Annotated in this window: 23 protein-coding genes and 1 pseudogene; 21 read left to right on the top strand and 3 right to left on the bottom strand. The window is 65.5% G+C overall.

The annotated features are described in order from the left end of the window. Positions 1-84 precede the first annotated feature (84 nt). The 10 genes from CK625_RS08645 to nrdE all read left to right on the top strand — a co-directional run bounded on the left by CK625_RS08645 (position 85) and on the right by nrdE (position 10,869). Entirely contained in the window at positions 85-1,971 is a 1,887-nt protein-coding gene (locus tag CK625_RS08645; protein WP_095539912.1) for a bifunctional alpha/beta hydrolase/class I SAM-dependent methyltransferase, read from the top strand. Positions 1,972-1,994: 23 nt separating this feature from the next. Then, entirely contained in the window at positions 1,995-3,476 is a 1,482-nt protein-coding gene (locus tag CK625_RS08650) for a phosphatase PAP2/dual specificity phosphatase family protein (protein WP_095539913.1), read from the top strand. Next, positions 3,469-4,008, top strand: coding sequence for a hypothetical protein (locus CK625_RS08655; RefSeq protein ID WP_095539914.1), 540 nt, complete (start codon positions 3,469-3,471; stop codon positions 4,006-4,008). The genes CK625_RS08650 and CK625_RS08655 overlap by 8 nt, the downstream gene beginning before the upstream one ends. Positions 4,009-4,053: 45 nt before the next feature. Then, complete coding sequence (locus tag CK625_RS08660; protein ID WP_095539915.1) at positions 4,054-4,488, top strand: glycerate kinase; 435 nt, start codon at positions 4,054-4,056, stop codon at positions 4,486-4,488. 193 nt (positions 4,489-4,681) lie between these two features. Next, positions 4,682-5,533, top strand: coding sequence for a glycosyltransferase family 2 protein (locus CK625_RS08665; RefSeq protein WP_095539916.1), 852 nt, complete (start codon positions 4,682-4,684; stop codon positions 5,531-5,533). After that, complete coding sequence (locus CK625_RS08670; RefSeq protein WP_095539966.1) at positions 5,511-6,815, top strand: O-antigen ligase family protein; 1,305 nt, start codon at positions 5,511-5,513, stop codon at positions 6,813-6,815. Before CK625_RS08665 ends, CK625_RS08670 begins: the two co-directional genes overlap by 23 nt. A gap of 55 nt (positions 6,816-6,870) precedes the next feature. Beyond that, the gene (locus tag CK625_RS08675) at positions 6,871-7,242 is read left to right on the top strand and encodes a dihydroneopterin aldolase (RefSeq protein ID WP_095539917.1); all 372 of its coding nucleotides are present in this window, start codon (positions 6,871-6,873) and stop codon (positions 7,240-7,242) included. A gap of 474 nt (positions 7,243-7,716) precedes the next feature. Beyond that, on the top strand, positions 7,717-7,947 hold the full coding sequence (nrdH, locus tag CK625_RS08680) for a glutaredoxin-like protein NrdH (RefSeq protein WP_095539918.1): 231 nt from the start codon (positions 7,717-7,719) through the stop codon (positions 7,945-7,947). A 97-nt stretch (positions 7,948-8,044) separates the two neighbouring features. Further along, on the top strand, positions 8,045-8,497 hold the full coding sequence (gene nrdI / locus CK625_RS08685; protein WP_095539919.1) for a class Ib ribonucleoside-diphosphate reductase assembly flavoprotein NrdI: 453 nt from the start codon (positions 8,045-8,047) through the stop codon (positions 8,495-8,497). Positions 8,498-8,622: 125 nt separating this feature from the next. Then, positions 8,623-10,869: a class 1b ribonucleoside-diphosphate reductase subunit alpha gene (gene nrdE / locus CK625_RS08690; protein ID WP_095539920.1), complete on the top strand. Its 2,247-nt coding sequence runs from the start codon at positions 8,623-8,625 to the stop codon at positions 10,867-10,869. Between the two features lie 116 nt (positions 10,870-10,985). Here nrdE and ahpF read toward each other — a convergent pair whose 3' ends face one another. Both ahpF and ahpC read right to left on the bottom strand, forming a co-directional pair. Beyond that, positions 10,986-12,539, bottom strand: coding sequence for an alkyl hydroperoxide reductase subunit F (ahpF, locus tag CK625_RS08695; protein WP_095539921.1), 1,554 nt, complete (start codon positions 12,537-12,539; stop codon positions 10,986-10,988). A 137-nt stretch (positions 12,540-12,676) separates the two neighbouring features. Beyond that, on the bottom strand, positions 12,677-13,240 hold the full coding sequence (gene ahpC / locus CK625_RS08700; RefSeq protein WP_095539922.1) for an alkyl hydroperoxide reductase subunit C: 564 nt from the start codon (positions 13,238-13,240) through the stop codon (positions 12,677-12,679). Positions 13,241-13,414: 174 nt separating this feature from the next. On the opposite strand from ahpC, the gene CK625_RS08705 reads away from it, so the two are divergent. The 7 genes from CK625_RS08705 to CK625_RS08730 all read left to right on the top strand — a co-directional run bounded on the left by CK625_RS08705 (position 13,415) and on the right by CK625_RS08730 (position 19,407). Then, complete coding sequence (locus tag CK625_RS08705) at positions 13,415-14,047, top strand: YjfI family protein (protein ID WP_095539923.1); 633 nt, start codon at positions 13,415-13,417, stop codon at positions 14,045-14,047. 61 nt (positions 14,048-14,108) lie between these two features. Continuing rightward, on the top strand, positions 14,109-14,837 hold the full coding sequence (locus tag CK625_RS08710) for a PspA/IM30 family protein (RefSeq protein WP_095539924.1): 729 nt from the start codon (positions 14,109-14,111) through the stop codon (positions 14,835-14,837). Between the two features lie 137 nt (positions 14,838-14,974). Next, positions 14,975-15,625: a ubiquinone biosynthesis protein UbiH gene (locus tag CK625_RS08715; protein ID WP_095539925.1), complete on the top strand. Its 651-nt coding sequence runs from the start codon at positions 14,975-14,977 to the stop codon at positions 15,623-15,625. Between the two features lie 51 nt (positions 15,626-15,676). Beyond that, positions 15,677-17,704, top strand: coding sequence for a hypothetical protein (locus CK625_RS08720; protein ID WP_095539926.1), 2,028 nt, complete (start codon positions 15,677-15,679; stop codon positions 17,702-17,704). A gap of 35 nt (positions 17,705-17,739) precedes the next feature. Continuing rightward, positions 17,740-18,240 (top strand): hypothetical protein, encoded by a 501-nt coding sequence (locus CK625_RS13720; RefSeq protein WP_143326237.1) that lies wholly within the window; start codon positions 17,740-17,742, stop codon positions 18,238-18,240. Further along, positions 18,207-18,893, top strand: a complete 687-nt coding sequence (locus CK625_RS08725) for a hypothetical protein (RefSeq protein ID WP_095539927.1) — start codon at positions 18,207-18,209, stop codon at positions 18,891-18,893. The genes CK625_RS13720 and CK625_RS08725 overlap by 34 nt, the downstream gene beginning before the upstream one ends. Next, entirely contained in the window at positions 18,859-19,407 is a 549-nt protein-coding gene (locus CK625_RS08730; protein ID WP_143326238.1) for a pilin, read from the top strand. Before CK625_RS08725 ends, CK625_RS08730 begins: the two co-directional genes overlap by 35 nt. Before the next feature lie 23 nt (positions 19,408-19,430). On the opposite strand, the gene CK625_RS13915 is transcribed toward CK625_RS08730, so the two are convergent. Further along, complete coding sequence (locus tag CK625_RS13915; RefSeq protein ID WP_172425125.1) at positions 19,431-19,610, bottom strand: hypothetical protein; 180 nt, start codon at positions 19,608-19,610, stop codon at positions 19,431-19,433. A gap of 9 nt (positions 19,611-19,619) precedes the next feature. Here CK625_RS13915 and CK625_RS08735 point away from each other — a divergent pair, with 9 nt between their 5' ends. The 4 genes and pseudogenes from CK625_RS08735 to CK625_RS08745 all read left to right on the top strand — a co-directional run bounded on the left by CK625_RS08735 (position 19,620) and on the right by CK625_RS08745 (position 22,368). Further along, the gene (locus CK625_RS08735; RefSeq protein WP_238945592.1) at positions 19,620-20,411 is read left to right on the top strand and encodes a class I SAM-dependent methyltransferase; all 792 of its coding nucleotides are present in this window, start codon (positions 19,620-19,622) and stop codon (positions 20,409-20,411) included. Positions 20,412-20,473: 62 nt separating this feature from the next. Next, positions 20,474-20,686, top strand: a pseudogene (locus tag CK625_RS14290) (DUF4124 domain-containing protein); the annotation flags it as partial. A gap of 30 nt (positions 20,687-20,716) precedes the next feature. Next, complete coding sequence (locus CK625_RS14115) at positions 20,717-21,055, top strand: hypothetical protein (RefSeq protein ID WP_238945593.1); 339 nt, start codon at positions 20,717-20,719, stop codon at positions 21,053-21,055. Continuing rightward, the gene (locus CK625_RS08745) at positions 21,052-22,368 is read left to right on the top strand and encodes an NYN domain-containing protein (protein ID WP_095539930.1); all 1,317 of its coding nucleotides are present in this window, start codon (positions 21,052-21,054) and stop codon (positions 22,366-22,368) included. Before CK625_RS14115 ends, CK625_RS08745 begins: the two co-directional genes overlap by 4 nt. The last annotated feature ends 69 nt before the right edge of the window (positions 22,369-22,437 follow it).

A 22,437-nucleotide genomic window follows, 5' to 3' on the forward strand; every position in this document is an offset into this window, starting at 1 on the left:
ATTGACGCACAGGCGGCGCCCTGGGCACCATGCCCTGCGCCGCCTGCCTGCAAACTCAGCAAAACAGCCAAGAGGGCCAACGCCATGCAGCACCAGCTACCGCAGCAACCACAACCGGACCTGCCCCACCTGCCCAGCGACCCGGCGCAACACGATGCCCGCCCGACGGCGCGGCCCGTGCAGGAGCGGCGCTTTACCACGCACGACGGGCTGTCGCTGTTCTACCGGCACTGGCCGGCCGTGCAGCCTGCCGCGCCCGTGGCACAGGGCGATGCGGCCTACGGCGTGCAGGCCGCGGCGCCCACGCCCACCATCGTGCTGCTGCACCGCGGCCATGAGCATTCGGGGCGCATGGCGCACCTGGTCGAGGAGCTGGCGCTGCCGCAGTTCCAGTTCTTCGCCTGGGATGCGCGCGGCCATGGCCTGTCAGGCGGCGAGCGCGGCGACAGCCCGGGCTTTGCCACCAATGTGCGCGACCTGCAGGACTTTGCCCAGCACCTGCAGCAGCAGCACGGCGTGGCCCCGCAGGACATGGCCCTGGTGGCGCAAAGCGTGGGCGCGGTGCTGGCCGCCACCTGGGTGCACGACTACGCGCCGCCGATCCGCGCCCAGGTGCTGGCCGCGCCGGCCTTCGACATCAAGCTGTACGTGCCCTTTGCGCGCCCCGCGCTGAAGCTGCTGCACAGGCTGCGCGGCAAGTTCTTCGTCAACAGCTACGTCAAGCCGCGCTTTCTGACGCATGACCGCGAGCGCGCTGCCAGCTACGCCAGCGATGCGCTGATCACCCGGCCCATTGCCGTGAACGTGCTGCTGGATTTGTACGACACGGCCGAGCGCATCGTCGCCGACGCCCAGGCCATCCGCGCGCCCACGCAATTGCTCGTCTCGGGCAGCGACTTCGTGGTGCGCACCGGCGTGCAGCAGCGTTTTTTCGAGCGCCTGGGCGCCAGCCTCAAAGAGCACATCGTGCTGCCGGGCTTCTACCACGACACCCTGGGCGAGCGCGACCGCGCCCACGCTGTGGCCCAGGCGCGGCGCTTCATCCTCGCCGCCTGGGATGCGCCCGCGCCGCCCAGCCTGCGCCAGGCCGACCGCGCCGGCCCCGGCTGCGCCCAGGCCCAGGCGCTGGCCGCGCCGCTGCCGCCAGGCTCGCTGGCGCAGCGCTACTGGCAGCTGCAGCGCGCCGCGCTGCGCTGGGGCAGCCGCTTCTCCAACGGGCTGAAGCTGGGCTTCGAGACTGGCTTCGACTCCGGCAGCACGCTGGATTACGTGTACCGCAACCGGGCCGACAGCCCCAGCGCGCTGGGCCGCCTCATGGATCGCAACTACCTGAACTCCATCGGCTGGCGCGGCATCCGCCAGCGCAAGCGCCACCTCGAAGAGCTGCTGCACCTGGCCATGCAGCGGCTGCACGAGGCCGGCCAGCCGCTGCGCATGGTGGACATCGCCGCAGGCCACGGCCGCTACATGCTCGAAGCCATTGCCCAGCGCCCGGCCGGGATCGCGCTGCCCGAGCAGGTGCTGCTGCGCGACTACAGCGACATCAACGTGCGCGACGGCCAGGCCCTGATCGCCGCCAAGGGCTTGGCGGACGTGGCGCGCTTTGCCAAGGGCGACGCCTTCGACGAGCAGGACCTGGCCCAGCTGCAGCCGCGCCCCACGCTGGCCGTGGTCTCCGGCCTGTACGAGCTGTTTGACGACAACGCGCTGGTGGCGCGCTCGCTGGCCGGGCTGGCCCAGGCCGTGCCCCCAGGCGGCTACCTGATCTACACCGGCCAGCCCTGGCACCCGCAGCAGGAGCTCATCGCCCGGGCCCTGAGCAGCCACCGCGGCGGCCAGCCCTGGGTGATGCGCCTGCGCAGCCAGGCCGAGATGGACGAGCTGGTGGCCGCCGCCGGCTTTCGCAAGCTGACCCAGCGCATCGACCGCTGGGGCATCTTCAGCGTCTCGCTGGCGCAGCGCCTGGGCTGAGAGCCTGCTGCCAAGGACGCGCCATGGGCCACGCCATCACCCACAACGCCATCCCCAAAGCCACCCCCGCCGCCCTGCCGCCGCGCCCGCCCGGCCTGTGGCGGCAGGCGCTGTGGCGCCTGCTGGCGCTGGCCGTGTTGTTCTATACCAGCTATGGCCTGGCCAACTACGCGGCCGAGCAGCGCGCCCTGGGCCACTGGGGCAGCCAGGGCGTGGGCAGCGTGGTGTTCGACTGGGAGCGCCACATCCCGCTGTGGCCCTGGACCATCGTGCCCTACTGGTCCATCAACCTGCTCTACGCGCTGTCGCTGTTCGTCTGCCGCTCGCGCCAAGAGCTGCTGACGCACTGGCGGCGGCTGCTGACGGTGCAGGCCGTGGCCATCGCCTGTTTCTTGCTGTGGCCGCTGCGTTTTGCCTGGCAGCGCCCGGCCATCGACGGCGCCTTCGGCCTGCTGTTCGATGCGCTGATGGGCTTTGACAAGCCCTTCAACCAGGCGCCCTCGCTGCACATCGCGCTGCTGGTGGTGCTCTGGCTGCTGTACGGGCGCCACCTGCAGGCGCGCTGGGCCCGCTGGCTGCTGCACGGCTGGTTTGCGCTGATCGGCCTGTCGGTGCTGACCACCTGGCAGCACCACTTCATCGACCTGCCCACCGGCGCGCTGCTGGGCCTGCTGGCCGCCTGGCTCTGGCCCATGCCGCCACTGGCGCACGTCGCCCCCGGCCCGGCCCCGGCCGACGCCGCCCGGCGCCGGCTGGCGCGGCGCTACCTGCTCGGGGCGCTGGCCTGCGCGGCGCTGGCCGCGCTGCTGGCCCGCCTGGGCCAGCCCGCCGCCCTGTGGCTGCTGTGGCCGGCCACGGCGCTGCTGCTGGTGGCCGGCCATTACGCCCGGTGGGGCAGCGCGGGCTTTCAAAAGCGCCCCGATGGCCGCCACAGCACGGCCAGCCGCTGGCTGCTGGCCCCGTACACGCTGGCGGCCTGGCTGAACCGCCGCTGGTGGACGCGACGCCACCCGCAGCCGAACGCCATCGCCCCGGGCCTGTGGCTGGGCCGCATGCCGGCGCGGCCCGGGCCCGAGCTGCCGCCGCAATGCGCCGCGCTGATCGACCTGTGCGCCGAGCTGCCCTGCCCGCGCGCCGTGCACCGCCAGCTGGCCCATTACACCGCCCTGCCCTGGCTGGACTTGCTGACGCCCACGGCCGAGCAATGCCTGCAGGCGGCCGACGCCATCGAGGCAGCGCGCCGCCAGGCGCCCGGCCAGGCCGTGCTGGTGTGCTGCGCGCTGGGCTATTCGCGCAGCGCCATGGCCGTGGCCGCCTGGCTGCTGCGCTATGGCCACGCCGCCACCCCGGCCGAGGCCGTCGCCCGATTGCAGGCGGCCCGCACCCAGGCCGTGCTGCACGCCAGCCACCGCGCCGTGCTGGCGCAATTGACCATCAAGTTGGCCGGCAAGTTGGCCAACGAACCGGCCATCCGCCCGCAACCCAGAGCCTGTGCACATGACTGAAGAAAAGCCCGCCATGCCATGCCCGCCGTCATGCCCGCCATCGGCCCCCAGCGCTGCGGCCGAGGCCAGCGCGCAACGCTACCAATGGGCCGTGCTGGCGGCCGTGCTGCGCCAGGGCCGGCTGATCGATGGCTGCAGCAACGCCCTGGCCGCGCTGGCGCTGCTGCTGCTGGCGGCGCAGGCGACCACCGCCTGGCCCTGGCCCAGCCAGCCTGGCCTGTGGGCCGCGCTGGGCCTGGCCGTCAGCCTGTTGGCCGCATGGGCGCAAAAGCTCAGCGCCGCGCGCACGGCCATCGACGCGCAGCTGCTGCACTGGCTGGCCTGCCACGCCAGCGATGCGCAGCAAGCGGCCAGCCAGCTCGATGCCGCCCTGCAGGCCCTGGGCCTGCACCCCGGCCATGCCGCTGCGCCGCCGCGCCCCTGGCCGCAACGCCAGCGCGCCTGCCTGCAGCTGCTGCGCCGGCAGGCCGGCTGGCTGCTGCTGCAGGGCGCAGCCCTGGCGCTGGCGCTGCTGGCAGCGCGCATCACTTGATGGCTGCGCGGGGCCGGTGGCCGCCCGCCGATACAATCGCGCCCCATGCAAGCGACACTGAAACTGCTGCTGTGGCTGATCGCCGCAGTGGCTTTGCTCATGGCCGGGTTTGCCTTTCGCGGCTGGCCCGGCTTCATGCTGGCGCTGGGCGCGGTGGTGTTTTTCGTGCTGCTGCACCTGAGCCGGGTACTGCGCGTGCTGCGCGCGGCGGCCAGCTCGCCCAAGGGCTTTGTCTCCAGCGCCGTGATGCTCAACAGCCGCTTGCAGGCCGGCATGACGCTGCTGCAGGTCGTGCAGCACACCCGCGCGCTGGGCGAGCCGCAAGGCCCGCTGGGCCAGGCCGAGGAGGTCTACCGCTGGCAAGACCCGGGCGGGGCCTGGCTGGATTGCCGCTTTCGCGCCGGCCGCCTGCAAAGCTGGCAACTGGGCCGCGCGACCGACGTTGATGCCGGTGCGGCCACCGCAAGCGCAGCGCCATGAGAGCCTGCTCACGCGCTGGGCGCGCGCCGAAAAATTGCGGCCCGGCACGGGCCGCCGCTTGGCGGCGCGCCGATAATGGCGGGTTTTTGACGATGGTCGCGCCTGCGCTGCCGCCCCGCTGGCGGTTTGTGCCCTGCGCGCCCAGCCTTGCCACCGCCACTGTCCGCTAGCCCCTCGCCTTGCCTGCCCCACCATGGACCGCGAGCTGCCACATCCCCACGCCGCCCCCCTGGCCCCTGGCCGGGCACCTGCAGGTGCCCAGCGGCCCCGGCTGACCATCGCGGTACTGGCCTGCAATGAAGAGCGGCACATCGGCCAATGCCTGCAAAGCGCCGCCTTTGCCGACGAGGTGGTGGTGGTGGACGCCGGCAGCACCGACAGGACGGTGGAGATCGCCCGCAGCATGGGCGCGGCCGTGCATGTGCACGCGGACTGGCACGGCTTTGCCGTGCAGCGCAACCGCCTGCTGGAGCACGCCAGCGGCGATTTCGTCTTCTTCCTCGATGCCGACGAGGTGATCTCGCCGGCCTTCCAGCAAGAGCTGCTGGCCATCGTCGCGCAGGACGACCGGCAGGCCGTCTGGTGCATCCGCTGGCAGCTGGTGGCATTCGGCCGCGTGCTGCCGCGCAGCATGTCGCGCACCCGGGTCGTGCGCCTGTTCCCGCGGCAATTGATCGAACGCTTCGAGGGCGTGGTGCACGAGCAGGCCCTGCTGCGCGCGCCCGCACCGCGCAAGGACATCCAGGCCCTGCTGGTGCACTACACCAACCCCGACGTCAGCACCTCCATGGCCAAGGTGATGCAGTACGCCATGCTGGGCGCGACCAAGCGCAAGGCGCAGGGCAAGCGAGGCGGCGTGCTGCGCGGCCTGGCCGCGGCGCTGGTGGCCTTTGTGCGCTATTACCTGCTGCGCCTGGGCCTGCTGGGCGGCGGCGCGGGTTTTCTCTACTGCTTCTTCAAGGCGCTGGAGAGCTTTTTGCGCTATGCGGCGCTGCGCTACGACTACGAGCGCCTCAGTGACGATGTCCAGCGCCGCCGCCACTGAGCCCAGGCCACGCGCGCCGGCCGGGCGCTGGGAGCGCGCCAGCAGCGCAGCGGCCTTCCTGGTGCCGGCGCTGGCGCTGGCGCTGCCCTCGGGCTACTCCTGGGGGGCGCTGCTGCTGCTGCTGCTGGCGCTGGGCAATCTCTACCACTGGCCCAGAACCCTGCCGCGGCTGGATGCCGGCAGCTGGCTGCTGGCGGCCACCATCCTGGCCATGGGGCTGATGTGGGCCATCCAGGGCGATGCCCAGGCCGGCGCGGCGCGCTGGGACCGGTTCAGCAAATACGCCCTGGCCCTGCCCTGCCTGGGCTATGCGCTGGCCCACCCGCCCAGCGCCCAGGCGCTGGAAAAAGGCCTGCTGGCCGGCTGCCTGGGGGCCGGCGGCATCGCGCTGTGGCAGGTCTATGGCCTGGGCATGGCCAGGGCCGCGGGCCACACCAATGCCATCCAGTTCGGCAACCTGGCGCTGCTGCTGGCGGTGCTGGCGGGCATCGTGCTGGCCTGCCATTACCAGCGGCTGCGGCCGGGCATGCGGCTGGGGCTGGTGCTGGCCATTGGCGCGGCGTTCGGCGCCTCGGTGCTCTCGCTCACGCGCGGCGGCTGGCTGGCCTTGCTGCTGTTGCCGCTGCTGGCCTGGCCGCTGCTGCGCCGGCCCGGGCGGCCCGCCAGGCCCGCTTGGCCGGCTTGGCAATGGGCGGCCCTGCTGCTGGCCTTGCTGGCGCCGCTGGCCGTCAGCCTGCCGCAGGTCGTGCAGCGCCTGCAGCTGATGGGCACGGAGGTGGCCGCCTACCAGACCCAGGGCGATGCCAGCACCTCCATCGGCCACCGCCTGGAGCACTGGCGCCTGGCCTGGCACATGGGCCAGCAAAAGCCCTGGCTGGGCTGGGGCGACGCGGGCTACAAGCAGGAAAAGCTGCGCCTGGCGCAGGCTGGCCAGTTCGACATCAACACCACCTACTTCGACCACGCCCACAACGAGGTGCTGGATCTGTTCTCCAAGCGCGGGCTGCTGGGCGTGGCGCTGCTGCTGGCGTTCTACGGCGTGCCGCTGGCCTTGTTCTGGCCCAGCCGCGCGCGCCAGGCAGCGCTGCTGGCCGCAGCGCCGCCGCCATGGCAGCAGGCACAATGGTGGTCGCTGCGCCTGATGGGCTCGGCCATCGCCCTGATGTACATCGGCTTTGGCTGGACGCAGGTGTTCTTCGCGCACAACAGCGGCACCATGTTCTATCTGTTCATGCTCATGCTGTGCTGGGCCGCGCTGCGCCGCCTGGAGCAGCGCGCATGACCCTGCACATGCACTGGCCGGCCCGTTTTTCTTTTCGCTGCACTGCATCCCTGCCATGCACCACACCAAAGGCGCCCAGACCCTGACCCTGACCGGCCTGCGCTTTGATGCCAACCTGGGCATCCTGGCGCATGAGCGCAATGCCCCGCAGCCCATCCAGGTTGATGCAGAGCTGCACCAGGGCACGCAGCCGCTGCTGCCCGCCGACGACGACATCCACAGTGTGCTGGACTACCGCAAGGTGCGCCAGATCATCATCGACGAGTGCACGGCCGAGCACGTCAACCTGCTGGAGACCCTGATCGGCAAGGTCTCGCACCGGCTGATGCAGCTGCCCGGCGTCATCGGCGTGCGCGTGCGCATTGCCAAGCTGGCCATCTTCGACGACTGCGAGGTGGCCATCCGCATGGAAACCGGCCAGTGGTAACGCCGCCGCCCGGGCGCTGATCGCCGGGCGCCGATTGCAACCAATTGCAACATGGCGCCCAAAAGCCGTGGCACCCCATGGCGCGGCAGGGCACATGCGGCGCGGCTTGGGCCTGCCGGGGCCTTGCCAGCACAGGCCCCGCGCCCCGATGTGGCCGCGCAGGCCGCGCCCAGCCAGCATCTTGCAAAAAATCAACAAAGCGGCCAAAAACACTAGATGTAGTGTTTTGCTTGCAGAATGCCACTACATCTAGTGGCTGGGCCGCCGGGCTATGGTAGCATCGCCCGGTTTGCATCGGCGGCCCCAACGGGGCCACGCCACAGGCCCTGGCAAGGACCGCTGGATGGCCGCCCGCCATGCAATTTCGAGGGAGGAGACCCGCCGCACGGCCCGGCATGGGCAAACCGCTGCCGCGACCTGAGGGACGCCCCCTTGCGCACGCCACCCCATCGTCTGAAAGAAGGAGAGCCACCCATGCAGGTCACGGTCTACAGCACGCCCTCATGCGTCCAGTGCACCGCCACCTACCGCGCCCTCGATCGCCAGGGCATTGCCTATGAGGTCGTCGACCTGTCCCAGGACAGCGCCGCCATGGCGATGGTGAAAAACCTGGGCTATACCCAGGCGCCGGTGGTCGTTGCCAACGACATGCACTGGAGCGGCTTTCGCCCCGACAAGATCGCCAGCCTGACGGCCACGGCCTGAAGCGCCCATTCACGCTCTGCGCGCCGCTGCGCCGCCTCTTGCGCGCCGCCCCCCGGCTGCTTGCCCGGGGCTGCCACGACCGCATTGCCGTTGCCGCATGATCGTTTACTTCTCCAGCGTTTCAGAGAACACGCACCGCTTCGTCGAGAAGCTGGCCCTGCCCGCGCAGCGCATCCCGCTGAAGGCGGCGCAGGCCGAGCAGTGCCAGGCCAGCGGGCCCTATGTGCTGATCGTGCCCACTTACGGCGGCGGCAGCCTCAAGGGCGCCGTGCCCAAGCCGGTCATCGCGTTTCTGAACCAGCCTGAGAACCGCCGCCTGCTGCGCGGCGTGATCGCTGCGGGCAATACCAACTTCGGCACAGCCTACGGGCTGGCCGGGGCGGTGGTGGCGCAAAAATGCCAGGTGCCGCTGCTCTACAAGTTCGAGCTGCTGGGCACCAGCGACGATGTGCAGCGCGTGCGCCAGGGCATCAGCGCCTTCTTGCAGCAGGCCGCCCAGCAGCCCGCGCCTTTGCCGGAACCTGCGCCCGAACCTGCGCCACACCCGTAGCGCAACGGCCACGCGCCGCGGCCGCGGCCGCGGCTGCGGCTGCGCTGGGGCATGCGCCGCCCGCCTGCCTGCCTTTGCTCTTTTTGTTGACCCCTTTTTGACCCCTCTTTCCCGCCGAGCCCGCCATGCCAGCCACCTCTACCGAGACCGCCTACGCCCCTGCCCCCAAGACACAGGCCCCCGCCGCCCAGCCGCCCCAGCCCAGAGCGCCGCTGCAGGCCACGCCGGTGCACAAGGCGCCGGCGGCCACCAAGGAGGAGCTGGAGCTGGACTACCACGCGCTCAACGCCATGCTCAACCTGTTCGGGCCGAGGGGGGAAATTCAGCTCGACAAAGACCGGCTGGCCGCGCGGCAGTACTTTTTGCAGCACGTGAACCAGAACACGGTGTTTTTCCACAACCTGAAGGAAAAGCTCGATTACCTGGTGGAGAAAGGCTATTACGAGGGCCAGGTGCTGGCGCAGTACGACTTTGCCTTTCTGCAAAAGCTCTGGGATGCGGCCTATGCGCACAAATTCCGCTTCCCAACCTTCCTGGGCGCCTTCAAGTACTACACCAGCTACACGCTGAAAACCTTTGACGGCAAGCGCTATCTGGAGCGCTACGAAGACCGCGTGTGCATGGTGGCGCTGACGCTGGCGCGCGGCGACGAGGCCATGGCCATGGACTTGATGCACGAGATCATCAGCGGGCGCTTCCAGCCGGCCACGCCGACCTTTCTCAACTGCGGCAAGCAGCAGCGCGGCGAGCTGGTCTCGTGCTTTTTGCTGCGCATCGAGGACAACATGGAGTCCATCGGCCGCTCCATCAACTCGGCGCTGCAACTGTCCAAGCGCGGCGGCGGCGTGGCCTTTTGCCTGAGCAACATCCGCGAGGCGGGCGCGCCCATCAAGCACATCGAGAACCAGTCCTCGGGCGTGATCCCGATCATGAAGCTGCTCGAAGACGCCTTCTCCTACGCCAACCAACTGGGCGCGCGCCAGGGCGCGGGGGCGGTGTACCTCAACGCCCACCACCCCGACATCCTGCGCTTTCTGGACACCAAGCGCGAGAATGCCGACGAGAAAATCCGCATCAAGACCTTGTCGCTGGGCGTGGTCATCCCCGACATCACCTTCGAGCTGGCCAAGAACAACGAGGACATGTATTTGTTCTCGCCCTACGACATCGAGCGCGTCTATGGCCAGCCCATGGCCGACATCTCCATCACCGAGAAATACCGCGAGATGGTGGACGACCCGCGCATCCGCAAGAAGAAGATCAACGCGCGCGAGTTCTTCCAGACCCTGGCCGAGATCCAGTTCGAATCGGGCTACCCCTACATCATGTTCGAGGACACGGTCAACCGCGCCAACCCCATCAAGGGGCGCATCAACATGAGCAACCTGTGCTCGGAGATCCTGCAGGTCAACGAGCCTTCGCACTACGTGGACGATCTGGGCTACGAGAGCATCGGCAAGGACATCTCCTGCAATCTGGGCAGCCTGAACATCGCCAAGACCATGGACTCGCCCGACTTCGCCAAGACGGTGGAGATGGCCATCCGCGCGCTGACGGCCGTCTCCGACATGAGCGACATCCGCTGCGTGCCCTCCATCGCCAAGGGCAATGACGACTCGCACGCCATCGGCCTGGGGCAGATGAACCTGCACGGCTACCTGGCGCGCGAGAAAATCTTCTACGGCAGCGAAGAAGGCATCGACTTCACCGACATCTACTTCTACACCATCACCTACCACGCGCTGCGCGCCTCCAACCAACTGGCCATCGAGACCGGCAAGACCTTCAAGGGCTTCAAGGACTCCAAATACGCCAGCGGCGAGTATTTCGACAAATACATCTTCCAGAAGTGGGAGCCCAAGACCGCCCGCGTGCGCCAGCTGTTCGAGCAGGCCGGCATCGCCATCCCCACGCAGGAGGACTGGAAGGCCCTCAAGGCCAGCATCCAGCAGCACGGCATCTACAACCAGAACCTGCAGGCCATCCCGCCCACCGGCTCGATCTCCTACATCAACAACTCCACCAGCAGCATCCACCCCATCGTCGCCAAGATCGAGATCCGCAAGGAAGGCAAGGTCGGCCGCGTGTACTACCCCGCACCCTATCTGGCGCAGGACAACCTGCAGTACTACCAGGACGCCTACGAGATCGGCCCGGAGAAAATCATCGACACCTACGCCGCCGCCACGCGCCACGTGGACCAGGGCCTGTCGCTGACGCTGTTCTTCCGCGACACCGCCACCACGCGCGACGTGAACAAGGCGCAGATCTACGCCTGGCGCAAGGGCATCAAGACCATTTACTACATCCGCCTGCGCCAGATGGCGCTGGAGGGCACGGAGGTCGAGGGCTGCGTCTCCTGCACGCTGTAAGCGCCTGCTCCAAGAGCATTCGCTCTGACCATGCGAGAAAGCGCCAGCGGCATGTGCACCGCTGGCGCTTTTTGCATGGCGCCACAGGCCCGCGCCGGGCCCGTGGCGCAGGCCGATCACGAGCGGATCAGGTGGTCAAAAGCGCTCAATGCGGCCTTGGCGCCATCGCCAGCGGCAATGACGATTTGCTTGTAGGGCACGGTGGTGCAGTCGCCCGCGGCAAACACCCCGGGGATGCTGGTGCGGCCATGGGCATCGACGACGATCTCGCCCATGGGCGAGAGCTCCAGCGTGCCCTTGAGCCAATCGGTATTGGGCAGCAGGCCGATCTGCACGAAGATGCCCTCCAGCGCCAGCGTGCTTTCGGCACCAGTCTCGCGATTTTTGTACACCAGGGCGTTGACCTTGCCGCCCTGGCCCTGCACCTGCGTGGTCTGGGCGTTGAGCAGCACGTCAACGTTGGGCAGCGAGCGCAGCTTCTTCTGCAGCACGTCGTCGGCGCGCAGCTGCGGGGCGAACTCCAGCAGGCTGACGTGCTCGACGATGCCGGCCAGGTCGATGGCGGCCTCAACGCCAGAGTTGCCGCCGCCGATGACGGCAATGCGCTTGCCCTTGAACAGCGGGCCGTCGCAGTGCGGGCAGAAAGTCACGCCCTTGGTGCGGTACTCCTCCTCGCCGGGCACGCCCATGGCGCGCCAGCGCGCGCCGGTGGAGAGGATGACGGTCTTGGCCTGCAGGCGCGCGCCGCTTTCGAACTGCACCTCGATCAATCCGCCCGGCGCGCTGGGCGGCACCAGCTTGCTGGCCGTTTGCAGGTTCATGATGTCCACGTCGTAGTCCTTGACGTGCGCCTCCAGCGCGGCGGCGAACTGCGGGCCTTCGGTCTTGCGCACGGAGATGTAGTTCTCGATGTCCATGGTGTCGAGCACCTGGCCGCCAAAGCGCTGGGCCGCAATGCCGGTGCGAATGCCCTTGCGCGCGGCATACACGCCGGCGGCCGCGCCAGCGGGGCCGCCGCCGACGATGAGCACGTCGAACGGCGCCTTGCCGCTGATCTCCTGCGCAGCCTTCTCGGCGGCGCTGTCGTCGATGCGCGCCACGATCTCGGCCAGCGCCATGCGCCCCTGGCCGAAGTGCTGGCCGTTGAGGAACACCGTGGGCACGCCCATGATTTGCTTGTCCTCGATCTCCTGCTGGTAGAGCGCCCCGTCGATGGCCGTGTGCGTGATGTTGGGGTTGAGCACGGCCATCAGGTTCAGCGCCTGGATCACGTCCGGGCAGTTGTGGCAGGTGATCGAGTAATAGGTCTCGAAGTGAAAGCGGCCGCTGATGTCGCGGATTTGCTGCTGCAACTGCTCGGGCTCTTTCGAGGGGTGGCCGCCCACTTGCAGCAACGCCAGCACCAGCGAAGTGAATTCATGCCCCAGCGGCACGCCAGCAAAGCGCAGGCCGCTGTCCACGCCGGGGTTGGTGATCAGGAACGAGGGCGCGCGCGCATCGCTGCCATCGGTGCGCAGGCTGATCTTGTCGCTTTGCTCGGCGATCTGCTCCAGCAGCGCGCGCATGTCGCGCCCGCCCTGGCTGTCGTCGAGCGTGGCCACCAGCTCCACAGGCCGGGTCAGGCGCTCCAGATAGGCTTTCAACTGGGTTTTGAGTGCGTCGTCCAACATGGTTCATGTCCTCCTGGTCAGCGGTTCTTGTATGAGAAATTAGGCAAAAAAAAGCCCGAGCACCCGCGCGAGGTCTCGGGGCTGGATGGCAACCGCGCCTGGCCGATGGGCCAGGGCTTGCGGCTCTCAGGATACGTTCAGATCTTGCCGACCAGATCCAGCGAAGGAGCCAGAGTCTTGTCGCCTTCCTTCCACTTGGCCGGGCAGACTTCGCCCGGGTGCGCGGCCACGTACTGGGCGGCCTTGATCTTGCGCAGCAGGTCTTCGGCGTCGCGGCCAATGCCCTCGGCGGTGATTTCCACCGCCTGGATCACGCCCTGCGGATCGACGATGAAGGTGGCGCGGTCGGCCAAGCCCTGGCCTTCGCGCAGCACGTCGAAGTTGTTGGCCAACTGGAAGGTCTGGTCGCCCACCATGTAGTACTTGATCTTGCCGATGGTGTCGGAGGTGTCGTGCCAGGCCTTGTGCGTGAAATGCGTGTCGGTCGAGACGGAGAACACCTCAACGCCGAGCTTTTGCAGCTCTTCGTACTTGTCGGCCACGTCGCCCAGCTCGGTGGGGCAGACGAAGGTGAAATCAGCAGGGTAGAAGAAAAACACGGCCCACTTGCCCAGCACGTCCTTCTCGGTGATGTCGACGAACTGGCCGTTGCGGTAGGCGGTGGCCTTGAAAGGCTTGATGGGGGTGTTGACCTTTGCCATGGAAATACCTCTTACGTTTGCAGGGGAACAATGATGGGCCGCAGTGTACGGCCTGCAAGGCAATAGATCAAATTGAGTAAATTCATTTATAGGATAGAAAAAATAAATCAAACACCCTCCCAATACGGCGCAAACTCGATTGACGTCACATGTAAATTCAATAAAATCCATCACATGGAAAGAAAGTCGTCGGCCTACTACCAGCGCTTGCACCGCCAGCGCCTGCGCGAGAAGGGCCTGGTCAAGAAGGAGCTGTGGGTTCTGCCCGAATACGCGCAAGACCTGCTGGCATTGGAAAAACAGATGCGCCAGCCACGCGGCGCGCAGACATTCATCAAGGAGGGCATCATGAACACGGCAACACCCTGGACCATCCATGCCTTGCACCAGGCGCTGCTGGACAGCGACTGGGCCCGCAGCGGCAACGCGGCGCTGGAGCTGCTCGAAGGCGCAGAGGCCAGCATGCTGATCACCATGCACGACTACGGCCAGCTGCCGCTGTTCCTGGCCGTTGCCGGCGGGCAGATCGTGATCGAGGCCTACCTGTGGCCGGTCGAGCAGATCGCCGATCGCGCCGCCTTCAACGAGCAGGTGCTGCGCGCGCAAAAGGTGTTCCCGCTGGCCACGGTGGCCATCGAGCGCTTTGCCGACGGCCAGGATGGCTACATCGTCTTCGGCGCGCTCAGCGCCGCCGCCTCGCTGGCCAACGTGCTGTACGAAATCGAGACCCTGGCCGACAACGTCATCCAGATGACCGAGGCCTTCGAGCCGCTGCTGCGCCCGGCCGCGCAGCAGGCGGCGGGTTGATGGCCTTTTTGAACAGGTTCTTAACAACCGCCTTTTCACACTGAGCAAGGAGGAGACCGCCATGTCGGTATGGAACAAACTCATCACGGCGCTGCGCGGCGGCGCCCATGAAGCCGGCCAGGCCCTGGTCGATGGCCAGGCGCTGCGCATTCTGGATCAGGAGATCCGCGACGCCGATGCCGATCTGCGCAAGAGCAAGGAGGCGCTGGCCGAAATCATCGCCAAGGAAAAGCTCGCGCGCGGCAAGCTGGAGCAAAGCGCCAAGAAGATCGCCGAATACGAGGGCTATGCCGTCAAGGCGCTCGATGGCAGCGACGAGGCCCTGGCCCTGGAGGTGGCGGGCAAGATCGCCTCGCTGGAGACCGTGCGCGACGAGGAGCGGGCCCAGGCCGAGCAGTTCGCCCACAGCGCAGGCCAGCTGCGCCAGGCCATCGCCCAGGCCGAGGCGCACATCCGACGCCTGAAGCAACAGGCCGACACCGTCAAGGCCACGGAAAACGTGCAGCGCGCCCAGGCCACCGTGGCCGAGCGCTACAGCGGCGGGCAGTCGCGCGTGCAAACGGCGCTGGACTCGCTGGAGCGCATCAAACAAAAACAGGCCGAGCGCGGCGCGCGGCTGCAGGCAGCCGCAGAGCTGGCCCAGGAAAACGCCGAAGACGCCCTGGATGCCCGCCTGCGCCAGGCCGGCATCAGCCCCGACGCGCACAGCGCCAGCGCGGTGCTGGCGCGGCTCAAGGCCCAGCGCAGCGGGCAGCCCGCAGCCAGCCCTGCCAGCAGCCAAAACGATTGAGCCAGGCCACTGCCGGGGGTCTTGCCCCCCGGCCCCGCGAGCCCAAAGCGCGCGAGAATGCCTGCCCTGCGTCCGCGCCAACGGCATAGCCGCGCGGTGCGCCCGCCACCCACAAAAGCCCCGCTCAAGAGGTTCGCATGCACAGCTTTTTGCAGATCGTCACCAGCTTCCCCACCGTGGTCTTCAGCATCCTGCTGGCCGTGGTCGTGCTGTATTGGCTGGTCGTGGCCCTGGGCCTGCTGGAGACCGAGGTGCTCGACAGCCTGTTTTTTGACGCCGACGGGCTGGACGGCGCCGATGCCGGCGCGCTGGCGGGCCTGCTCTCGCGCCTGGGGCTGGGCGGGGTGCCGCTGACCGTCATCCTCAGCCTCATCGTGCTCTTTGGCTGGCTGGCGAGCTACTTTTCCGTGCTGATTGCGCTGCCGCTGCTGGGCCATCCGGCCGTGCATTTCGCGCTGGGCGCAGCGGTGTTTGCCGGCGCGGGCCTGGTTGCCATCGTGCTGACCAGCCTGGCGCTCAAGCCCGTGCGCGCGCTGCTGCGCAAAGTGCCGCAGGAAGAGCCCAAAACCGTGCTGGGCCGCGTGGGCGTGGTGCGCAGCGCCAGCGTCAACGCCCAGAGCGGCTATGCCGCCGTGGACGACGGCGGCGCGGGCCTGGTGCTGCAAATCCGCACCCACGGCGATGAGCTGCCGCGCGGCAGCCGCGTGGTACTGATCGAGCCGCTGCCCGAGCAGCGCGCCTGGCGCGTCGTTTCCGAAGAAGAATTCCACACCGGCGCGCCGCAATAACCCGCCCTGCGCCGCCCCCCTTTCCTTTCACACACCCTTGGGAGAACACCGATGAACTTGGCCTGGATCATGCCCCTGCTGCTGGGCATTGGCGTCGTCGTCGTCATCGTCGTCGCCTTGCTGGCGATGTTCAAAGCCTTCTACGTCAAAGTGCCGCAAGGCACGGCGCTCATCATCAACGACATGAGCTCCACGCCCAAGGTCAAGTTCACCGGCGGCCTGGTCTATCCGGTGATCCACAAAAAGGAGTTCATGAAGATCTCCCTCATCACGCTGGAGGTGGACCGCCGCGGCAAGGAAGGGCTGATCTGCAAGGACAACATGCGCGCCGACATCACCGTGGCCTTTTACCTGCGCGTCAATGAAACGCCCGAGGACGTGCTCAAGGTCGCCAAGTCCATCGGCGTCGATCGCGCCTCGGACAAGGCCGCCGTCAACGAGCTGTTCAACGCCAAGTTCTCCGAGGCCCTCAAGACCGTGGGCAAGCAAATCGAGTTCGTCAAACTGTTCGAGAACCGCCAGGAATTTCGCGACCGCATCGTGCAAGTCATCGGCGAAGACCTCAACGGCTACGCGCTCGAAGACGTGGCCATCGACTACCTGGAGCAAACCCCCAAGGCCGCGCTGGACCCCAACAACATCCTGGACGCCGAAGGCATCCGCAAAATCACCGAGCTGACCGCGGCGCAAAACGTGGTGACCAACGAACTCGAGCGCAACGAGGAAATGGCCATCACCAAGAAGAACGTCGAAACCAAGGAGGCCCTGCTGGCGCTGGAGCGCCAACAGGCCGACGCCGAGGCGCGCCAAAAGCGCGAAATCGCCACCATCCAGGCGCGCGAGGAGGCCGAAACCCGCAAGGTGCAGGAAGAAGAGCGCCTCAAGGCCGAGCAGGCCCGCATCGCCACGCAGGAGCAGGTGGACATCCGCGAGGAAAACCGCCTGCGCGAAGTGGAAGTGGCCCAGCAAAACCGCCAGCGGGCCGTGGTCATCGAGGCGGAAAAAGTCACCCGCGCGCGCGATCTGGAAATCGTCTCGCGCGAGCGCGAAGTCGAGCTGCAACGCATCGAGAAGGAAAAAGCCCTGGAAGTGGAAAAAACCCACATCGCCAACGTCGTGCGCGAGCGCGTGGCGGTGGAGAAAACCGTCGCCCAGGAAGAAGAGCGCATCAAGGAAGTGCGCCAGGTCTCCGAGGCCGACCGCCTCAAGCAAGTGGCCGTGCTGCAAGCCCAGGCCGAAGCCGAAGAGGCCCTGGTCAAACAGGTGAAAAAGGCCGAGGCCGACGAAGCCGCCTCACGCCACAAGGCGGTGGAAATCACCGTCGTCGCCCAGGCCGAGCTGGAAGCGGCCACCCAGCAGGCCGAGGCCAAGAAGCGCCTGGCCGAAGGCGTGCAGGCCGAGCGCGCCGCCCCCGGCCTGGCCGATGCCCGCGTGCGCGAAGTGGCCGCCGCCGCGCTGGAAAAAGAAGGCCTGGCGCAGGCCAAAGTCACCGCCGAGCAGCTCATGGCCGAGGCCAAGGGCCTGGAGGAAAAAGGCCTGGCCGAGGCGCGCGTGATCGACGCCAGGGCCGATGCCGTCGAAAAGCAAGGCCTGGCCGAAGCCAAGGTGGAAGCCGAAAAGCTCATTGCCATCGCCAAGGGCGAGCAGGAGCAAGGCCTGGCGCGCGCCAAGGTCACCAGCGAAGTGGGCAATGCCGAAGCCGCCGTGCTGCTGGAAAAACTCATGGCCGAAGCCCGTGGCCTGGCCGAGAAATTCGCCACCCTGGGCCAGTTGGGCGACACCGCCCGCGCGCACGAGGAATTTCGCATGCAGCTGGAAAAGAGCTTCGAGCAAGCCATTGCCGGCATCGAGGCCAGCAAGCACATCGCGCGCGAGCAGGCCGAGGTGCTGTCCTCGGCGCTGTCCAAGGCCAACATCGACATCGTCGGCGGCGAAGGCGCGTTCTTCGACAAATTCGCCAGCGGCCTGTCCATGGGCAAATTCCTCGAAGGCGCGGCGGGCAAAAGCCCCATCATCCACGACTTGCTGCAGAAATTCACCGGCGGCAGCAATAAAAATAATGCGACGCCCGAAGAGTAAAATGAAATCCGATTTCTTATATCAAGGATAAAATCATGACAACAAAACCAAGCGGCAAATTATCGAAAATAGTACGCATTCTTGGAATTTTTTTCAAAACCGAAGATACTGTTCGATGGGCGATATATGCTTTTCTTTCCATAATTTTTTACCAATTCGGAAATTTAAAGGAATTTATACAGACCGCCCGTCCAGGGATAGACACCGTAATATATATAGCCATTTTTTCTATTGTCGGCGCCTTAGCTATCTCACAGATAGAGAAATATTTAGGCAAAGACCATAAAGTATCCAGTGCGATTCTGGATGATGCCTCGGGCATCGCAAATATATTAATTGGAAATTATATTGGATTATTTGCAATAGCAATGTTTTCGAACACCGCCATCATTCTCGATACTTTGATCTTAGTTTCTATCTCTTTCATGATTTTTGCTATTCTGAAGGTTTGCAAAATTATTTTCTTTAATTGCTGCAATAGGAGTAGCCCGCCGCCCACGCCATGCCCCCGCACACACCCAGCCAAAAAGCGGTGATGGACATCACTGCGCAACTGCGCGCTGGCGCGGCCTGCGTGCAGTTGCCACTAGAACTCCAACACAACAGCCTTTGGCCGCGCTGGGGCCTGGAAATCCTGCTGCCCGTCCTGGCAGTTTTTGCGCTGGATCGCTGGGGCATCGCCTGGACTTTGGCCATTGCCGTCGCTGCGACCGTGCCGTTGGCGCTGTTGACGCGCCGCTTGCGTCGCCGCCAGCTTGCCAACGCCTCCATCCGCCGCCCCAACGCCCGCCATCCGGGCTGGCGCATGGAGTTCGCCCCTGCTCGCCTTTATCCCATCGGGCAGCCCCAAACGGCAACCCTCCAGGGACTGGATGCCGCCTGGAGCCTTGGCTGCTACCAGGTAGGCATGGACTTTCGCATCGAACTGCGCCACCAAGACCGCGGCCCCGTTGCCCTGCTGTGCACCGTGCTGCAAGATGCAGCAGACCCGCAAGCGGCTGCGGCATTGCCGCCTTTGACCGATACGCTGGTCGATCAACTGGCCGCCCGCCTGGGCGTGCGCCGCTCGGGCGGGCGACTTGCGTCTGCTGCAAATCCGAAGCTTGGGCGCTGCACCCAGACCCCTCTCCCGCCATCACCGACACCACCGCGCCATGTCCATGCCATCTCGCCCATCTCAATCGCCTAATCTTTCGCCCTGGACCACAGGAGCCATTGCCCTGGCAGTGGCCATCGCCGCCATTGGGGCTTACCACTTTCTGCTGCGCCAGTCCGAACGCGAAGCGGCAATGGAGACGGTGCGCGAAGCCGCCGCCGCCATGCAGGCGCAAAAAGAGCAGGAGCAAACCCAAGCCGTTGCCCAGGCCCTGCGCGAAGAGCGCTTGCGGCAAGGCTTTCTCATTGCCGCCGCCCTGCGCACCTGGATTGCCGAATACCTCGCCACCCAGGGCAGGCTGCCCCAAAGCCTGGACGAACTGCGCTTTGATCTGCCCTACGACCACGTTTTGCAATCGCTGGAAATCGGCCCCGGCGGCGCCATCGTCATGCGCTTTTTGCCCCAATTGGGCCTGGATGGCGCCGTCACCCTCACGCCCAATGCCAACTTGGCCAGCGGCATGATCCGCAACTGGGATTGCGTCAGCGCCGATTTCGACTTCATCTCCCGCGCCATGCCTGGTTGCATCCATATCGGCAGCCGCTGACAAAATACATATCAAAAGAAAATTCATTCCATATCCATCATGCCAAAATAATGAAATTGTTTTTCCTTTGATTTAGAAAACCATTCACCCCCTTGCCCGAGCATCTCGGAAGAAAACCCATCTGCCATGCCGCCCATCCCGTTTTTCAGCACGCTGAAAGAAAAGCTGTTTCCCAGCCCGCTCACATTCCAGACGGAAACCATTACCAACGAATGGTTCCGGGCACATTTTTTTACGCCGCCGATCTGATTCACGACTGGCTCAAACAGGATATTGATTTACCCGCAGCCAAAATGCTCAATTTCGGCTGCGGCGATGGCATCAGCGATTTGGCGCTGATGCTGCGCCACGGCGCCACCCAAATCCACGGCATCGATATTCGCCGCGAATATGAAAAACTCCCCGGCATTGCGCGCGAGCAAATCCAGCTCAAACGGCTGCCGCCGGGGCTGAGCTTTGAAACCATCCAGCCCGCCGCCCCCCTGGCGCCCCGGCACCAGGCCGTGGACGTCATCATGAGCTGGTCCACCTTCGAACACGTGCAGCGCGACCAGCTCACCCCCATTGCGAAAGACCTGTTCGAATGCCTGCGCCCCGGCGGGCTGTTTTTCCTGCAAATCGAGCCGCTGTACTACTCCGCCTGGGGTTCACACTTGCGCCGCTACATCCAGGAGCCCTGGGCACATCTGCTGCTGCCGGAGGACGAACTATGGCAACGCATCCAGGCCTACGACGGTGAACTGATTGCCGAAGAAGTCGATTTCGGCTTTGCCGATTTCGGGGTGGATGGCTACAAGCGCTTTGTTTTCAATGAATATCTGAACCTCAATCGCCTTGGCGCCGACGAACTCGTCCAGTTAATGCAAAGCGTGGGCTTTGTAGCCGAGCGCGTGCAGAAAAATCTCATGCAAGACATCGCCCCTCCCGCCCCGTTATTGGAGCAATACCCAAAAGAACTGTTGCTGAATAATGAAGTGATATTGCTGCTGCGCAAGCCCGGTTAACTGCCGATTGGAAACCGCGCCTGAAACCTGCAATTTCAGGCCATGATTCGCGAAACCCCTCCATGCACCACCCACCTGCTACCCGCAAGCCCTGGCCCCAAGCCCTGCTCTGCGCCAGCCTGGCCGCCTGCGCCTTGTTTGCCGCCCCCGCGTCGGCACATTTCAAATGCGTGAACGCGGCTGGCAAAACCATGTACCAGGACACGCCCTGCCCTGCGGGCACCCAACCCGTCACCCGCGCGTCCAAAGCCCCCGCTCCTGCGCCAGAAGCCGCCAAGGCCGCAGCCCCCCAAAAAACCCAACCCATGCGTGGCGGACCCAATGCTGGCGACAGCAGCGCAGACACAGCCATCTTGCCACTGGTGGCCCAGCAAGCCCTGTTCGACATTTGCTCCAGCGCCCATCCCGATCGCTATCTGGAAGCGCACAAGCTCTGGCGCGCCCAGCGCCAGGAAGCACTGGAGCAATACGAAAAAAGCGGCCGCTTCCAAGAGCTGCGCCGCAAAGCCGGCCAGCAGGCCCAGGAGCAATGGAGCCTCGCTGGCGCCGAGGCCAAAGCCGATTACTGCAAGGGCCAGGCGTTGCAGATGCTGGAGCAAGGGCTGAATAGTAAGCAACGTATCAAGGCCGGAACCCGATCATGAGCTCCGCTCCCCCTCAACTGGCGTTATTCATTGATGCTGACAATTTCCGTGATTGCGATGCACTCAAGCAGGCCATACGGAAAGTCTTCGCAGAAGGCGAGCCGGTACTCAAGCACGCTTATGGCGATGCAGTCAGCCTGAAAAGCCTTGAAGCACTGCTGGCTGAGTACGGCATTCGTCCTGTCTGCAATGTGTCGGTCAGTAAAAACACAACCGATGTGGCCCTTGCCATCGCGGCGATGGAGGCCGTTTGTCGCAATCCAGCCATCAAAACCGTCGTGATTTGTTCGGGTGATGCCGACTTCGCGCCACTGGCCATGCGCTTGCGGGAGCTTGGCTGCAAGATGATGTGCTACGGCATGGAGGGCATTGTGTTCAAGGCCGCCAGCCGGTTTTTTGATGAGGTGGAAGGCTTTAAATCGTCCAACGGAGATACCGCAGGATTGCCCAGCGCCCTTCAAGCATCGTCCCACACGCCAGCGCAGCCCCCCTTGCCCAAGCCTGTTACCGGTGCGTCCGCCGCCGATTTGCCATCGCATCCTTCCGTCCAGCAAGTGCTGCAAGCTTGGCCCGACTTGCGCAGCGGTCAGTGGCAACCCCTTTCGCAAGTTGTTGGGCACATGCGCAGGCTGGGGGTTCTGGGAGCTAACACCAAATTGACGCGATGGCTTACCCCCTTGCAACAGAGCTTCGAGGTGCAAACTGGAAGCCAAAAACCAAATCAGATTCGCTATCTGAAAGCTGGTGCACGGAGCGTGGCAAACGCTCCAGCGTTGACGAGAGCGCAGCTCTTGCAAGCCTGGCCTGATTTACACGACGGGCGCTGGCATCCTCTGCCTCCGGTGGTCTGCGCTCTGCGTCAGCGTGGCGATCTGGGCAAAAACAGCAAGATCGGGCGCTGGATCGGCCCAGAGTTCGAGTTGCACCCTGGCTACAAGCCAACACTGATTCGTTACCGAGTAGCCAATGCAGAGTTTGCAACCGCACAGAATGCTACAGACAAGAGTGGCAAACGCTCCCCCTTGCCCGTGCTGCCGGAAAAATTGCACCAGTTGCGACAAATACTGCTGCAATTGGCGGTCCAACGCACCAGTGACACGCTGGTATTGATTGCCGCGCCCTGCTTGATGGCTGGCAATTGGTGTACTTACACCACTGTCGCCAGCGATTTGCGTGCGCAAGGAGTCTTGCACCCAAGCGTCTCCTTGCTACGCGTTTTGCGCAACCGACCCGAGCGCTGGGAGCTAGCCCCTGTCGAGCAGCCCCAGCAATTGCGTTACCTGGGCCATGTGAGGATGCACAAAACGCCGTGAAGCACAGCCGCGCCACGCCCGCCCGCAACAACTTTCACACACGATCGTCACCGGCACCATTTGCGCCAT

The organism is Vandammella animalimorsus (genome assembly GCF_002285265.1).
GTDB lineage: Bacteria > Pseudomonadota > Gammaproteobacteria > Burkholderiales > Burkholderiaceae_C > Lampropedia.

Bases quoted from the DNA above. Each gene is read 5' to 3' on its own strand.
- CK625_RS08745 (WP_095539930.1), top strand. From the start codon at position 21,052: ATGAGCTCCGCTCCCCCTCAACTGGCGTTATTCATTGATGCTGACAAT.
- nrdE (WP_095539920.1), top strand. From the start codon at position 8,623: ATGCCAGCCACCTCTACCGAGACCGCCTACGCCCCTGCCCCCAAGACA.
- CK625_RS14115 (WP_238945593.1), top strand. From the start codon at position 20,717: ATGCGTGGCGGACCCAATGCTGGCGACAGCAGCGCAGACACAGCCATC.
- CK625_RS08720 (WP_095539926.1), top strand. From the start codon at position 15,677: ATGAACTTGGCCTGGATCATGCCCCTGCTGCTGGGCATTGGCGTCGTC.
- nrdI (WP_095539919.1), top strand. From the start codon at position 8,045: ATGATCGTTTACTTCTCCAGCGTTTCAGAGAACACGCACCGCTTCGTC.
- ahpF (WP_095539921.1), bottom strand. From the start codon at position 12,539: ATGTTGGACGACGCACTCAAAACCCAGTTGAAAGCCTATCTGGAGCGC.
- CK625_RS08730 (WP_143326238.1), top strand. From the start codon at position 18,859: ATGTCCATGCCATCTCGCCCATCTCAATCGCCTAATCTTTCGCCCTGG.
- CK625_RS08710 (WP_095539924.1), top strand. From the start codon at position 14,109: ATGTCGGTATGGAACAAACTCATCACGGCGCTGCGCGGCGGCGCCCAT.
- CK625_RS08735 (WP_238945592.1), top strand. From the start codon at position 19,620: ATGGTTCCGGGCACATTTTTTTACGCCGCCGATCTGATTCACGACTGG.
- CK625_RS08725 (WP_095539927.1), top strand. From the start codon at position 18,207: ATGCCCCCGCACACACCCAGCCAAAAAGCGGTGATGGACATCACTGCG.
- CK625_RS08650 (WP_095539913.1), top strand. From the start codon at position 1,995: ATGGGCCACGCCATCACCCACAACGCCATCCCCAAAGCCACCCCCGCC.
- CK625_RS08665 (WP_095539916.1), top strand. From the start codon at position 4,682: ATGGACCGCGAGCTGCCACATCCCCACGCCGCCCCCCTGGCCCCTGGC.
- CK625_RS13915 (WP_172425125.1), bottom strand. From the start codon at position 19,610: ATGGTTTCCGTCTGGAATGTGAGCGGGCTGGGAAACAGCTTTTCTTTC.
- CK625_RS08645 (WP_095539912.1), top strand. From the start codon at position 85: ATGCAGCACCAGCTACCGCAGCAACCACAACCGGACCTGCCCCACCTG.
- nrdH (WP_095539918.1), top strand. From the start codon at position 7,717: ATGCAGGTCACGGTCTACAGCACGCCCTCATGCGTCCAGTGCACCGCC.
- CK625_RS08715 (WP_095539925.1), top strand. From the start codon at position 14,975: ATGCACAGCTTTTTGCAGATCGTCACCAGCTTCCCCACCGTGGTCTTC.
- CK625_RS08660 (WP_095539915.1), top strand. From the start codon at position 4,054: ATGCAAGCGACACTGAAACTGCTGCTGTGGCTGATCGCCGCAGTGGCT.
- CK625_RS08670 (WP_095539966.1), top strand. From the start codon at position 5,511: ATGTCCAGCGCCGCCGCCACTGAGCCCAGGCCACGCGCGCCGGCCGGG.
- CK625_RS13720 (WP_143326237.1), top strand. From the start codon at position 17,740: ATGACAACAAAACCAAGCGGCAAATTATCGAAAATAGTACGCATTCTT.
- CK625_RS08705 (WP_095539923.1), top strand. From the start codon at position 13,415: ATGGAAAGAAAGTCGTCGGCCTACTACCAGCGCTTGCACCGCCAGCGC.
- ahpC (WP_095539922.1), bottom strand. From the start codon at position 13,240: ATGGCAAAGGTCAACACCCCCATCAAGCCTTTCAAGGCCACCGCCTAC.
- CK625_RS08655 (WP_095539914.1), top strand. From the start codon at position 3,469: ATGACTGAAGAAAAGCCCGCCATGCCATGCCCGCCGTCATGCCCGCCA.
- CK625_RS08675 (WP_095539917.1), top strand. From the start codon at position 6,871: ATGCACCACACCAAAGGCGCCCAGACCCTGACCCTGACCGGCCTGCGC.